This is a genomic window from Kitasatospora sp. NPDC047058 (assembly GCF_040643935.1).
Lineage (GTDB): Bacteria > Actinomycetota > Actinomycetes > Streptomycetales > Streptomycetaceae > Kitasatospora.
This window is the reverse complement of sequence record NZ_JBEYVJ010000221.1, coordinates 1-12,051: the sequence shown is the minus strand read 5'-3', so window position 1 is coordinate 12,051 and position 12,051 is coordinate 1. Positions and strand designations below refer to the sequence as shown.

The window sequence follows — 12,051 nt, the reverse complement described above, 5'->3', positions numbered from 1 at the left end:
CAACGCCCGCCGGGTGATCGGACTCTCCGGGCACACCGACTGGCCAGCCCTCGCCGCCACCACCTGGCTCGGTGCCACCCCGGAACCGTGGACCGGCGCCGTCGGCGGCGTCGACGACGGCGGCCGCGGCATGGCCGCGCACGAGTTCCGCGGTCACGGCCACCTGCGGGAACCGCGACCGCCAGGGGGAGAGCGTCGCCGTGAGCTGGTCCTGCTCGACGGCCGAGAGCTCCTCGTCCAGGCCGCCGATCGCGGCGAACGCCATGTACTCGCTGCCGGTCGGCGGCGCCCAGGCGTGCACCACCCGGAGCGGCACCGAATGCAGCCGGGCGGCCTCGAAGGCGAAGCCGACGACGTCGTCGCAGGCGTGCCGGAGATCGAGGCCGAGGACGACGCCGCCCGCGGCCGTGGCGCCCGGCGCCGGGTCGCCTGCCGTCGGCGCGCCTGCCGCCGGACCGCCGTCCTCCGCCCGGACCAGCACCACCGGGCAGGCGGCCCGCCGCAGCACCTCCTGGCTGACCGATCCCACCAGGAAGCCGCGGAGCGTGCTGAGCCCCCGCGAGCCGAGCACCAGCATGGTGGCGTTCCGGCCGGCCGCCTCCAGGGCCTCGGGCGGGTCCAGGGGGACGTGCGCCGAGGTGACCTCGGCTCCCGAGGCGAGCAGGGCCCGGAGCTCCGCCTCCTGGGCGGCCAGCTGCTGCCGGCTCCACGCGATCGCTTCGTCGGTGCCGAGGACGTCGGTCTCCGGCCACGGCCAGGCCTCGACGAGTTCGAGCGGCAGTCCGCGGAGCAGCGCCTCACGGGCGGCCCAGCCGGTCGCGGCCACGCTCTCGGACGAGCCGTCGAAGCCCACCACGATCGGTCCGTTCATCGGATGCCTCCGTGGATAACCGGACCTCAGGCGGGGCCGGACTTGTCGTTGGCGGTCGCATCCGCCATCCCGGACCGGAGCAGCAGGTGCCCGAGCTCGACCAGGGCCCGCCCGGCCGCGTACTCGTCGCCGATCTCCGGCACGGGCGGGTCGTGCGGGTTGCGACGGGCCTCGGTACGGCTCTCCAGCGTGTTGTCGCCCGTGTCCAGCACGGCGTGGACCTTGGTGACGTCCTCCTCCTCGAAGAGGTCCAGTCGCAGGGACCAGCGCTTGGTGCGGACGGGGCCGGCTGCGGCGCTCTCGTTCACGGGTGCTTCTCCTCACCGACGGAGGCGGTTCCGGCCGACCGGTCGGCCGGCCTGCGGGAGGACTCCCGCATCTCCATGGTGGGGCGGGCGGCGCACACCGGCACGGGGAGGGGCGGCGGCGGTCACGGTCAGTGCGCGGGGGCGGGCACCGTGACGACCGGGCAGTGGGCGTGGTGCAGCAGGCCGTGCGGGACGGAACCGAGCTGCATTCCCGTGAAACCGCCGCTGCCCCGGCGGCCGACGACGGCGGCCAGGGCGTGTTCGGAGGCGCGGGCCAGTTCATCGACCGGGTGGCCCCGCAGCACCTCGTGGGTCAGCACCACGTCGGGGTGAAGGTCGCGCCGCCCGGCGGTGGCCTCGTCGAGGAGCCGCCGCAGGGTCTGCACGGCCGCCCCGTCGTCGACGTGGTGGATCAGACGGCTCTCCCAGACCCAGATGGCGCGCACGGCCGCCCGCCGCTGGTCGGCGAGGTCGAACGCGACGTCCACGGCGGCCTGCGAGGTCGGGCTGCCGTCCACACCGACCACCACGTACGGCCGGTCCTCGGTGACGTGCTCCGGCTCGCGCACCACGACCACCGGACAGTGGGCCTGCGCGCTCACCGGGACGGTCACCGAGAAGGCGCTCATGACCTCCTCCAGCCGGTTCAGCCGACGCGATCCGACGACGACGAACGATGCCTGCCGGGACTCCCGGCACAGCGCCGGGGCGGGGGCCTCGTCGGCGACGACCGTGGTGACGGGCACGCGCGGCCGCCGCGCGCGGACCGCGGCGGCGGCGCGCTCCAGGGCGCGGTCGCCGAGCTCGCGCAAGGCCTTGTGGGAGCGGCCCGCGTCGAACGAGCGGTCCCCGCGCGCCGACGGCGGGATCGCGTGCACCAGTCTCAACGGCAGCCCGAGCCGGTCGGCCTCGTCGGCCGCCCAGGCGACGGCCATGGGGTCGGCGGAGGCGGCGTCGACGCCGAGGACGATCGGGCCGCGTGGGCGGGCGGATGTCATGGCTCCTCCACGGATCCGGTGGCCGGACACGGCGGCCCGGCCCTGTTCCCACGCTAGGCACGGGGGTGCCCGTCCGCGAGGGCCGGTGGTCCCGGCACCCGCGGCGCCGGACCGCACCGGCGGGGCCCTCCGGTTCTCCGGATTGAGCCGATCGGCCCAAGCGCCGCCCGGTCGTCGGCCGCACGGTGGTAGTGGAGCAGACCGCCCCGCCGGCCCGGCCGAGGAGGCCGTGATGATGTACTGGAACGATCACGGGATGACCGGCTGGGGTGTCGGCCTGATGACCGTGAGCATGCTGCTCTTCTGGGCGCTGCTGATCTTCGGAGTGGTGGCCCTGGTCAGGCACGTCGGGCAGGCCTCCCGGCACAGCCCCGCCCCGCCGCCCGCCGCTGTACCGCCCGAGCGGCCGGCACCGGAGCAACTGCTCGCCGAACGCCTCGCGCGCGGCGAGATCGAACCCGACGAGTACCGCCGACGCCTGGACGTGCTGCGTGGCAGCCCGCCGACGGCCGGCTGACGGCGCGCCCCGGGAGGCGGCCATGTCCGGCACCCTTGCCCTGGACGGCGAGGCACTGGAGACGCTCATCTCCGCTGCGATCGCCGCGCCCTCCATCCACAACAGCCAGCCCTGGCACTTCCGGCTCCGGCCGGACACCTCGACGCTGGAGGTCCGGGCCGCCCGGGAGCGGTCCGTCCCGGTGGCCGACCCCCGGGGTCAGGCGATGCACATGTCCGTCGGCGCGGCGGTGCTGAACCTTCGGGTGGCGGCCTGGCACCTCGGGTGGGAGCCGCAGGTGAGGCTGCTGCCGGACCCGGCGGAGCCCGACCTGTTCGCCTCCGTCGGACTGGACACCGCGGCCACGGTCCGGTCGCCGGGTACGGAGAACCTCTACCAGGCGATCTGGCACCGTCATTCCGTCCGCGCGCCCTTCACCGGGGACCCGGTTCCGCCGGCCGTCCGCGACGAGCTGGTGGCGGCGGCCCGGACCGAGGGGGCGGTCCTCCACCTGCCCGGCCGCGAGGAGACGGCCCGGCTCCTGGAACTCACGGCCGAGGCCGAACGCCGGAACTCCGCCGACGAGGCGCAGCGCACCGAGAGCCGCCAGTGGGTCCGCAGCGGGAACGTTCCACCGTACGGCATCCCGGCCCGCGCGCTCGGCCCGCGGGACCGCACGGGCGGCCTGCCCTTGCGGGACTTCGAGACGCTCCGGCCGGCCCGGCACCGGATTTCCGCCACGTTCGAGCGCGAGCCGTGCGTGGCCGTCCTCGCCACGCAGCACGACGGGCCCGAGGACTGGCTGCGCGCCGGGCTCGCCCTGGAGCACGTCCTGCTGGCCGCCACCGTCCACGGTGTGCGGGCGTCCCTGCTCCACCAGGCGGTGGAGTGGTCCCAGCTGCGCCTGGCGGCCGTCGAGCCGCACCGGAGCCCCGGCCACGTCCAGATGCTGGTCCGCCTCGGCTACGGGCCGGAGGGTGCCCCCACACCCCGTCTGCCCGTCGGGGACGTGCTGGACCCGGACGCCTAGGGTTCCCGCCCGCTGCCCGGGTACTGAGACCGGGGGCCTCACCGGCCGTTGCGGCCGCGGTGGGCGGCGACGCGGACCCGGGTGCCGCAGCGGGTCGAGCAGTAGCGCTGTGGTGAGCGGCGTCCGGTGTCGATGAAGTAGCGGTGGCAGCCGGGTGCCGCGCAGCGGCCCCAGGCGCAGTAGCCGCGTTCGCCGAGCCAGAGCGCCAGGGCGAGGGCTGCGGTGGACAGCAGCCAGTGGGCGGGCCGTGCGTTCCCGGCCGGGCGGGTGTGGAGCGACCAGCGGCGTTCCGGGAGGCGGACCAGGCGGGGCTGGGCGGGGTACCGGTCGAGCAGGGCGTTGATGGCGTCGGCGGCCTGGTCCTCGTCCGTGGTGTCCAGGATGGCGGCGAGGCTCCCGGCGGCCTCGCGGACCTCCTGGGCGGTCGTGTCGGTGAGCCCGAGGGCTGGGCCGCCGTGCCGTTCCACCAGCTCCTCGATGTCGGCCGCGGAGACGTCGGCCCGCTCGTGGACGGCGTTGACCAGGTCGGTCAGGAAGTACAGGCCGCGTGGATTGTCGTCGTCGAACCCCTGGTGCATGCGCATCTCCCGTTGCAGGCCGAGATCGTTCGACCTCATGGTAACGTCTAAATCGAATTTAGCAGTTACGCCATGAAGTGCCGTCCCCCAGTGGAAGAAGGTTCGCCGTGACGGTGTCGCAGACGCCCGTGCTGGTCGTCGGAGGCGGGCCGGTCGGTCTGACGATGTCGGCCCTGCTCTCCGGGTACGGGGTGGACCACGTGCTGGTCGAGGCCCGCAGCACGACCTCACGCCACCCCAAGGCCCGGGGCGTCTCGGCCCGCTCGATGGAGGTCTTCCGGCGCATCGGCCTGGAGGACGCGGTCCGGAGCGCGGGCCTGCCGGCCGATCAGGTCCACTTCTACCGCGGCCGCGACCTGGTCGATCCCGACTTCGTCCGCACCGGCCCGGCCCGGCCATCCGGTGCCGACGGCCGTGAGCGCACGCCGTCGCCGGGCATCATCTGTTCCCAGGACGCCCTGGAGCCCGTGCTGCTGCGGCACGCCGAGCACCTGGCCGGCTCGCGGGTCCGGTTCGGGACGCGCCTGGTCTCCTTCACGGACGACGGCTCGGGCGTGCTGGCCGTCGTCGAGGACACGGCCACCGGCACCCGGCAGCGGCTGCGCGCCGACTGGCTCGTCGGCTGCGACGGCGCCGCGAGCACCGTCCGCGCCGGGGCCGGGATCGCCATGGAGGGCCCCACCGGGCTGGGGCGCTACCTGAGCGTCCGCTTCGAGGCGCCCCTGGGCCGGGTGGTGGCCGACCGCGCCAGCGCCTCGTACTTCCTCACCGCGCCGGGGCGCGGCGGGTTCATGGCGGTCGACAACGACCGCCGGTGGATCTACCAGTACCCGCTCACCGCGGACGCGGAGCCGCCGGTGGATCCGTCCGACCACGGACTCCTGGCCGGCCTCATCCGCACGGCCGCCGGAATCCCCGACCTGGACGTGACGGTCCGCGACACGATGACCTGGCGGATGGACGCCCGGCTCGCCACCGCCTACCGCCACTCCCGCGTCCTGCTGGCCGGCGACGCCGCCCACGCCGTCCCGCCGACCGGCGGGCACGGGATGAACACCGGCATCGGCGACGCCGACAACCTCGCCTGGAAACTCGCGGCCGTCACCGGCGGATACGCGGGCGACGCCCTCCTGGACAGCTACCAGGCCGAACGCCGTCCGATCGCCCGCCAGGTCATCGACATCTCCGCCGCCAACGCCCGGAGCCGCGCCGGCTACCGCATCGACGACGAACTCCTCCTGACCGCCACCTACCACTCCACCGCGGTCGTCCCCGGAGCCGGTGCGACACCCGGGCCCACCACGCTGGCCGCCACCGGCTACCGCCCCGCCTGCCGTCCGGGGGAGCGCGTCCCGCACGTGCGCCTCACCGGCGGCCCCGGCGGGCCGAGGTCCACCCTCGATCTCGTCGGCCCCGGTTTCACCCTCCTCACCCCGACGGACAGCCCGGCCTGGCAACGGCTGGCCGAGGGCGTGCGGGCGGCGGGAGTCCCCCTGACGGTCCGGGCCGTCATCAGCGGCGCCCGGCAGGAGGCCGACCCCGGGCAGTGGCGGCGCCTGACCGGCACCGGTGCCGCCGGGGCGGCCGTCCTGGTCCGTCCCGACGGACACGTCGCCTGGCGCGGCACCGATCCGGCAGAAGACCTTCACGCCGTCCTGCGCCGCATCCTCTCCTCCTGACCCTCCGGTCGGGCGGCGGACCGTGACCGCGGCGGCTCACGCCGTGTGCAGGCCGTGGGCGGCGAAGACCGCCCGGGCGGCCGCCGTCTCGTCCGGGGAGGGAACCGGGGTGCCGGCCAGGGGGAAGTCGAGGCCGAGCGCCCGCCACTTGGCGGCGCCCAGTTTGTGGAAGGGCAGCACGTCGACGCGGGTGACGTTGCCGAGCGAGGCGGCGAAGGAGGCGACCCCCTCGATGTTCGCGGCGGGGTCGGTGAGGCCGGGGACGAGGACGAAGCGGACCCAGACCTCGGTGCCGAGGCCGGCCAGGCGGCGGGCGAAGGCGAGGGTGGGGGCGAGGTCCCGCCCGGTCAGGTGCCGGTACAGGGCGCGGTCCCAGGACTTGACGTCGAGCAGGACGAGGTCGGTGTCGGCGAGCAGCGCGTGGGTGGCGCGGGCGCCGGGGAAGCCGGAGGTGTCCAGCGCGGTGTGCAGGCCCAGTTCGTGCTTGAAGCGGTGCAGCAGCTCGCCGGTGAGGGCGGGCTGGAGGAGCGGCTCGCCGCCGCTGACGGTGGCGCCGCCGCCGGAGGCGTGGATGAACGCGGTGTACTTGGCGGCCTCCCGGACGATCTCGTCGGCGGAGCTCCGCCGGCCGTCGCGCAGGTAGCGGGTGTCGGGGTTGTGGCAGTACAGGCAGCGCAGCGGGCAGCCGGACAGGAAGGTGACGAAGCGGGTCCCGGGACCGTCGACGCCGGTGGACAGGTCCCAGGAGTGCAGGCGGCCGGTCACCGGGCGCCGGGTGGCCGGGGTGCTGGGCGCGGCCTCGGTCATGGGTGTGCTCCTCGGCGGGAGAGGGCGGGAGAGGGCGGGACGGGCCGGGGCGGTGCCGCGGTGCCGGCGCCGTGGTCGGGGGGCGCCGGCACCGCGAGCGGGTGGGCCCGGGCTACAGCGCGTCGTGGAAGGTGCGGCCGATCACGTCGAGCTGCTGCTCGCGGGTGAGCCGGACGAAGTTGACCGCGTAGCCGCTGACCCGGATGGTCAGCTGCGGGTACTTCTCCGGGTGGGCCATGGCGTCCAGCAGGGTGTCCCGGTCGAGGACGTTGACGTTCATGTGGAAGCCGTGGCAGGTGACGTAGCCGTCGAGCACGCCGACCAGGTTGCCGATCCGCTCCTCCTCGGTGCGCCCGAGGGCGTCGGGGGAGACGGTGTTGGTGAGCGAGATGCCGTCCTCGGCCTGCTCGTAGGGCAGCTTGGCGACGGACAGCGCGCCGGCGACGAAGCCGTGGGTGTCGCGGCCGTTCATCGGGTTGGCGCCGGGGGAGAACGGCTCCCCGGCCCGGCGGCCGTCCGGCGTGTTGCCGGTCTTCCTCCCGTAGACCACGTTGGAGGTGATGGTCAGGACGGACTGGGTGTGCTCGGCGCCGCGGTACGTGGGGTGCTTGCGGACCTTCCGCATGAACTCCTCGACGAGCCCGACGGCGATCGCGTCCGCCCGGTCGTCGTTGTTGCCGTAGGCGGGGTAGTCGCCCTCGACCAGGTAGTCGGTGACCAGCCCGGTCGCGTCGCGCACCGGCACGACCTTGGCGTACCTGATCGCGGCCAGCGAGTCGGCGGCCACCGCGAGCCCGGCGATCCCGCAGGCCATGGTGCGCCGAACGTCCCGGTCGTGCAGCGCCATCTCGATCCGCTCGTAGGCGTACCTGTCGTGCATGTAGTGGATCACGTTGAGCGCGTGGACGTACGTCCCGGCGAGCCACTCCAGCTGCTCGTCGAACCGCGCCGTCACCTCGTCGTAGTCGAGCACGTCCCCGCCGACGGGGACGGTGGCCGGGCCGACCTGCTCGCCGGACGTCTCGTCCCGCCCGCCGTTGACGGCGTAGAGCAGCGTCTTGGCGAGGTTGACCCGGGCGCCGAAGAACTGCATCTGCCTGCCGACCTCCATCGCGGAGACGCAGCAGGCGATCGCGGTGTCGTCGCCGGAGCGCGGGCGCATCAGCTCGTCCGACTCGTACTGCACCGAGGAGGTGTCGATCGACACCCGGGCGCAGAACTCCTTGAAACCCCTGGGCAGTTGCGGTGACCAGAAGACGGTCATGTTCGGCTCGGGGGCCGGGCCCAGGTTGTACAGGGTCTGCAGGTAGCGGAAGGAGGTCCGGGTGACCAGGGTGCGGCCGTCCGTGCCCATGCCGCCGATCGACTCGGTGACCCAGGTGGGGTCGCCGGAGAACAGCTCGTCGTACTCGGGGGTGCGCAGGAAGCGGACGATCCGCAGTTTGATGACGAAGTCGTCCACCAGCTCCTGTGCCTGACGTTCCGTCAGTAGCCCTGATTCGAGGTCGCGTTGGAGGTAGACGTCGAGGAAGGTCGAGGTGCGGCCGAGCGACATGGCCGCGCCGTTCTGCTCCTTGACCGCCGCCAGGTAGGCGAAGTACAGCCACTGGACGGCCTCCCGGCCGGTGCGTGCCGGGCCGGAGACGTCGTGGCCGTACGCCGCCGCCATCTCCTTGAGCTCGCCCAGCGCCCGGATCTGCTCGGCGAGTTCCTCGCGCCCGCGGATCGTCTCCTCCAGGCGTGCCGGGTCGGTGGGGGCGGCGTCCAGCTCCGCCCTCTCGGCGAGCTTCGCCCGGACCAGCCGGTCCACGCCGTAGAGGGCGACCCGGCGGTAGTCGCCGATGATCCGGCCGCGTCCGTACGCGTCGGGCAGGCCGGTGATGACGCCGGCCTTGCGGGCGGCCCGGATCTCGGGGGTGTAGGCGTCGAACACCCCGGCGTTGTGGGTCTTGCGGTAGCGGGTGAAGACCTTCTCCAACCAGGGGTCGACCGGGTAACCGTAGGTCCTCAGCGCGCCCGCGACCATCCGCCAGCCGCCGTTCGGCATGATCGCGCGCTTGAGCGGGGCGTCGGTCTGCAGGCCGACGATCAGTTCCCGCTCCCGGTCGATCCAGCCGGGCGCGTGCGCGGTGATGCCGGACGGGATGTCGTACGCGACGTCGTACACCCCCTTGGCGCGCTCCTCGGGGAAGCGGTCGGTGAGCTGCCGCCACACCTCGGTGGTCCGCTCGGTGGGGCCGGCCAGGAAGGCGGCGTCGCCCTCGTACGGGGTGTAGTTGTGCTGGATGAAGTCGCGGACGTCGATCGTGTCCTGCCAGGCTCCGCCGTGGAAGCCCTCCCAGGCGGACGGCCGCGTGTACTGCGTGGTGGTCATCTCGGTGTCCCTTCCCGGATCCTCAGCCCTGGTCGCCGTAGTAGGCCTGGCGCATCAGCCGCTGCAGGTCGGCGAGCATCGGCATCCGCGGGTTGGCGGGGGCGCACTGGTCCTCGTAGGCGTTCATCGCCTGCTGCGGCAGGGCGGCCAGGAACGCGGCCTCGTCCACGCCGGCCGCCTTGAACGAGCGCGGGATGCCCGCCCGGTCGCGCAGCTCCTCGACCGCCGCCGCGAGCGACTCGACGCCCTGCTCCGGTGTCGCGGCCGGCAGGCCGAGCGTGCGGGCGATCGCCTGGTAGCGCTCCGGGGCCGCGTAGCTCCGGTACTTGGGCCATCCGGTCACCTTGGCCGGGGCGGAGCCGTTCCAGCGGATCACGTGCGGCAGCAGCAGGGCGTTGGTGCGGCCGTGGGCGACGTGGAAGGTGGCGCCCAGGGTGTGCGCCATGGCGTGCACGGCGCCGAGGAAGGCCGAGCCGAAGGCCATCCCGGCGATCGTTCCCGCGTTGTGCATCTTCTCCCGGGCGACCGGGTCGTCGGGGCCGTCGGTCACGGCCCGCTCCAGGTGCTCGAAGATGAGCCGGATGCCCTGCAGCGCCAGGCCGTCGGTGAAGTCGTTGGCGTAGACCGAGACATAGGTCTCGATGCAGTGGGTGAGCGCGTCGAAGCCGGTGTCCGCGGTGACGTCCTTCGGCAGGCGGGCCGTGAGCGCCGGGTCCACGATGGCCACGCTCGGGGTGAGCGCGTAGTCGGCCAGCGGGTACTTCTGGCCGGTGGCGGTGTCGGTGATCACCGCGAAGGGGGTGACCTCGCTGCCGGTGCCCGAGGTGGTCGGGATGCACACCAGCCTGGCCTTCGCACCGAGGTCGGGGAAGGTGAAGGCGCGCTTGCGGATGTCGAAGAACTTCTCCTTCAGGTCGGCGAACTCGACCTCCGGGTGCTCGTACATCAGCCACATCACCTTGGCCGCGTCCATCGGGGAGCCGCCGCCGAGGGCGATGATGGTGTCCGGCTCGAACTCCCGCATCAGCGCGGCGCCCTTGCGCACGGTGTCGATGCTCGGGTTGGGCTCCACGTCGTCGACGACCCGGACCTCGACCGGTTCCCGGCGGCGGCCGAGCACGTCCCGGATCCGCTCCAGGTGGCCGATCGCCACCATGGTGTGATCGGTGACGACGACGATCCGGTGCGCGCCCGGCATGCTCGCCAGGTACTTGACGGAGTTGCGCTCGAAGTAGATCTTCGGCGGGACCTTGAACCACTGCATGTTGGTGTTGCGCCGCCCGATCCGCTTGATGGTGACGAGGTTCAGCGCCGAGACGTTCCCGGCGACGGAGTTGTGCCCGTAGCTGCCGCAGCCGAGGGTCAGCGAGGGCGTGAAGGCGTTGTAGACGTCGCCGATCCCGCCCTGCGAGCTGGGGGCGTTCCAGATGATCCGGCAGGCCTTGACCGCGTGCCCGAACTCCTCGACGAACGCCGCGTCCTCGGTGTGCACCGCCGCCGAGTGTCCGAGGCCGTTGAACTCGACCATCGCGGCGGCCAGTTCGACGCCCTCCGGGCGGGAGCCGGCGGTCAGGACGGCGAGCACGGGGCAGAGCTTCTCCCGGGTCAGCGGCTCGGCCGGGCCGACCCGCTCGCAGTCGGCCAGGATCACCGAGGTGTCGGCCGGCACCTCGAACCCCGCCGCCTCCGCGACCTGCGTGGCCGAGCGGCCCACCGCCGCGGCGTTCAACCGCTCGCCGGCGCAGGACGTGCCACCGCCGGCCGCGCCGTCACCCGTGCCACCCGCGCTCTCACCCGCGCTCTCACCCGCGCCGAACAGGTACCGCTCCAGCAGGACCTTCTCCTCGGCGCTCGCGTGGTGCGCCTTCAGCTTCCGGAACTCGGCGAGCGCGGCGTCGCGGATCTCCGCGTCCAGCACGACGGCCTGCTCGGAGGCGCAGATCATGCCGTTGTCGAAGGTCTTGGACAGCACGATGTCGTTCACCGCCTGCCGCAGGTCCGCGCTCCGCTCGACGTACGCGGGGACGTTGCCCGCGCCGACGCCCAGCGCCGGCTTGCCGCAGGAGTACGCCGCCCGGACCATCCCGTTGCCGCCGGTGGCCAGGATCGTCGCGACGTCCGGATGGTTCATCAGCGCGTGGGTGGCCGCCATCGACGGCTCCTCGATCCACTGGATGCAGGACCGCGGGGCGCCGGCCGCGACCGCCGCGTCCCGCACGATCCGGGCGGCCTCCGCGGAGCAGCGCTGGGCCGAGGGGTGGAAGGCGAACACGACCGGGTTGCGGGTCTTGAGCGCCAGCAGGCACTTGAAGATCACGGTCGAGGTCGGGTTGGTCACCGGGGTGATGCCCGCGACCACGCCGACCGGTTCGGCGATCTCCACGATGCCGTCGATCTCGTCCCGGTGCACCACCCCGACCGTCTTCGTCCGGGCCATCACATGGGTGACGTTCTCGCAGGCGAAGACGTTCTTCACCGCCTTGTCCTCGAACACCCCGCGCCCGGTCTCCTCCACCGCCAGTACGGCGAGTCCGGTGTGCTCGGCCAACGCCGCCAGGGAGGCCTTCCTGACGATGTGGTCGACCTGCTCCTGGGTGAAGGAGGCGTACTCCCGGAGGGACGTCAGGGCGGAGGTGACGAGCCGGTCGACGGCGGTCGACGGGGTGGGAAGGCCGCTCGCGGGAGCCGGCCTCTCCTCGTTCTTCGGGCGAGGGGACATGCTGGTCTGCCTTTCCGGGTCGTCGTTCGGGGCAGGACGCCGGCGGGGCCGCGAGCGCCTTCGGTGCAAGGCTTCCGTGCGGGGGAGGGGCGGGGGATCCGTCCTTCGGGACCCTCCCGCGGCCCGAAGGTCCCTGGTCCGGTGCGCGGTTGGTCCCGGTGCCGGCTGGCGCGCCACACGCTGCGGTGGCC

10 protein-coding genes are annotated in these 12,051 nt (G+C 73.6%); 3 read left to right on the top strand and 7 right to left on the bottom strand.

Features of this window, described 5'->3' with window-relative positions; all coding sequences use genetic code 11:
- From ABZ885_RS26620 to ABZ885_RS26610, 3 genes are all read right to left on the bottom strand, one after another.
- The coding region (locus ABZ885_RS26620) for a universal stress protein (RefSeq protein WP_360193538.1) at positions 1–871 on the bottom strand (871 nt) is incomplete at its 3' end.
- 26 nt (positions 872–897) lie between these two features.
- On the bottom strand, positions 898–1,179 hold the full coding sequence (locus ABZ885_RS26615; RefSeq protein ID WP_360193535.1) for a dsRBD fold-containing protein: 282 nt from the start codon (positions 1,177–1,179) through the stop codon (positions 898–900).
- A gap of 128 nt (positions 1,180–1,307) precedes the next feature.
- Positions 1,308–2,177 carry a universal stress protein gene (locus tag ABZ885_RS26610; RefSeq protein ID WP_360193532.1) on the bottom strand — a complete coding sequence of 290 codons (870 nt, stop codon included), beginning with the start codon at positions 2,175–2,177 and terminating at the stop codon, positions 1,308–1,310.
- Positions 2,178–2,409: 232 nt separating this feature from the next.
- Between ABZ885_RS26610 and ABZ885_RS26605 the strand changes: the two genes are divergently transcribed.
- Entirely contained in the window at positions 2,410–2,694 is a 285-nt protein-coding gene (locus ABZ885_RS26605) for an SHOCT domain-containing protein (protein ID WP_360193529.1), read from the top strand.
- Between the two features lie 22 nt (positions 2,695–2,716).
- A complete protein-coding gene (locus ABZ885_RS26600) occupies positions 2,717–3,703 on the top strand; it encodes a nitroreductase family protein (RefSeq protein ID WP_360193526.1) in 987 nt (328 codons plus the stop codon).
- Between the two features lie 38 nt (positions 3,704–3,741).
- Here ABZ885_RS26600 and ABZ885_RS26595 read toward each other — a convergent pair whose 3' ends face one another.
- Positions 3,742–4,320 (bottom strand): CGNR zinc finger domain-containing protein, encoded by a 579-nt coding sequence (locus ABZ885_RS26595; protein ID WP_360193523.1) that lies wholly within the window; start codon positions 4,318–4,320, stop codon positions 3,742–3,744.
- 68 nt (positions 4,321–4,388) lie between these two features.
- On the opposite strand from ABZ885_RS26595, the gene ABZ885_RS26590 reads away from it, so the two are divergent.
- Positions 4,389–5,960, top strand: coding sequence for an FAD-dependent monooxygenase (locus ABZ885_RS26590; RefSeq protein ID WP_360193520.1), 1,572 nt, complete (start codon positions 4,389–4,391; stop codon positions 5,958–5,960).
- 36 nt (positions 5,961–5,996) lie between these two features.
- On the opposite strand, the gene pflA is transcribed toward ABZ885_RS26590, so the two are convergent.
- From pflA to adhE, 3 genes are all read right to left on the bottom strand, one after another.
- Positions 5,997–6,767 carry a pyruvate formate-lyase-activating protein gene (gene pflA / locus ABZ885_RS26585; protein WP_360193517.1) on the bottom strand — a complete coding sequence of 257 codons (771 nt, stop codon included), beginning with the start codon at positions 6,765–6,767 and terminating at the stop codon, positions 5,997–5,999.
- 112 nt (positions 6,768–6,879) lie between these two features.
- Positions 6,880–9,141, bottom strand: coding sequence for a formate C-acetyltransferase (gene pflB, locus ABZ885_RS26580; protein WP_360193514.1), 2,262 nt, complete (start codon positions 9,139–9,141; stop codon positions 6,880–6,882).
- Positions 9,142–9,163: 22 nt separating this feature from the next.
- Positions 9,164–11,860 carry a bifunctional acetaldehyde-CoA/alcohol dehydrogenase gene (gene adhE / locus ABZ885_RS26575; RefSeq protein WP_360193511.1) on the bottom strand — a complete coding sequence of 899 codons (2,697 nt, stop codon included), beginning with the start codon at positions 11,858–11,860 and terminating at the stop codon, positions 9,164–9,166.
- Positions 11,861–12,051 lie beyond the last annotated feature (191 nt).

Coding starts and splice junctions, on each gene's coding strand:
- ABZ885_RS26610 (WP_360193532.1), bottom strand. CDS start 2,177: ATGACATCCGCCCGCCCACGCGGCCCGATCGTCCTCGGCGTCGACGCC.
- ABZ885_RS26605 (WP_360193529.1), top strand. CDS start 2,410: ATGATGTACTGGAACGATCACGGGATGACCGGCTGGGGTGTCGGCCTG.
- ABZ885_RS26600 (WP_360193526.1), top strand. CDS start 2,717: ATGTCCGGCACCCTTGCCCTGGACGGCGAGGCACTGGAGACGCTCATC.
- ABZ885_RS26595 (WP_360193523.1), bottom strand. CDS start 4,320: ATGAGGTCGAACGATCTCGGCCTGCAACGGGAGATGCGCATGCACCAG.
- pflA (WP_360193517.1), bottom strand. CDS start 6,767: ATGACCGAGGCCGCGCCCAGCACCCCGGCCACCCGGCGCCCGGTGACC.
- pflB (WP_360193514.1), bottom strand. CDS start 9,141: ATGACCACCACGCAGTACACGCGGCCGTCCGCCTGGGAGGGCTTCCAC.
- adhE (WP_360193511.1), bottom strand. CDS start 11,860: ATGTCCCCTCGCCCGAAGAACGAGGAGAGGCCGGCTCCCGCGAGCGGC.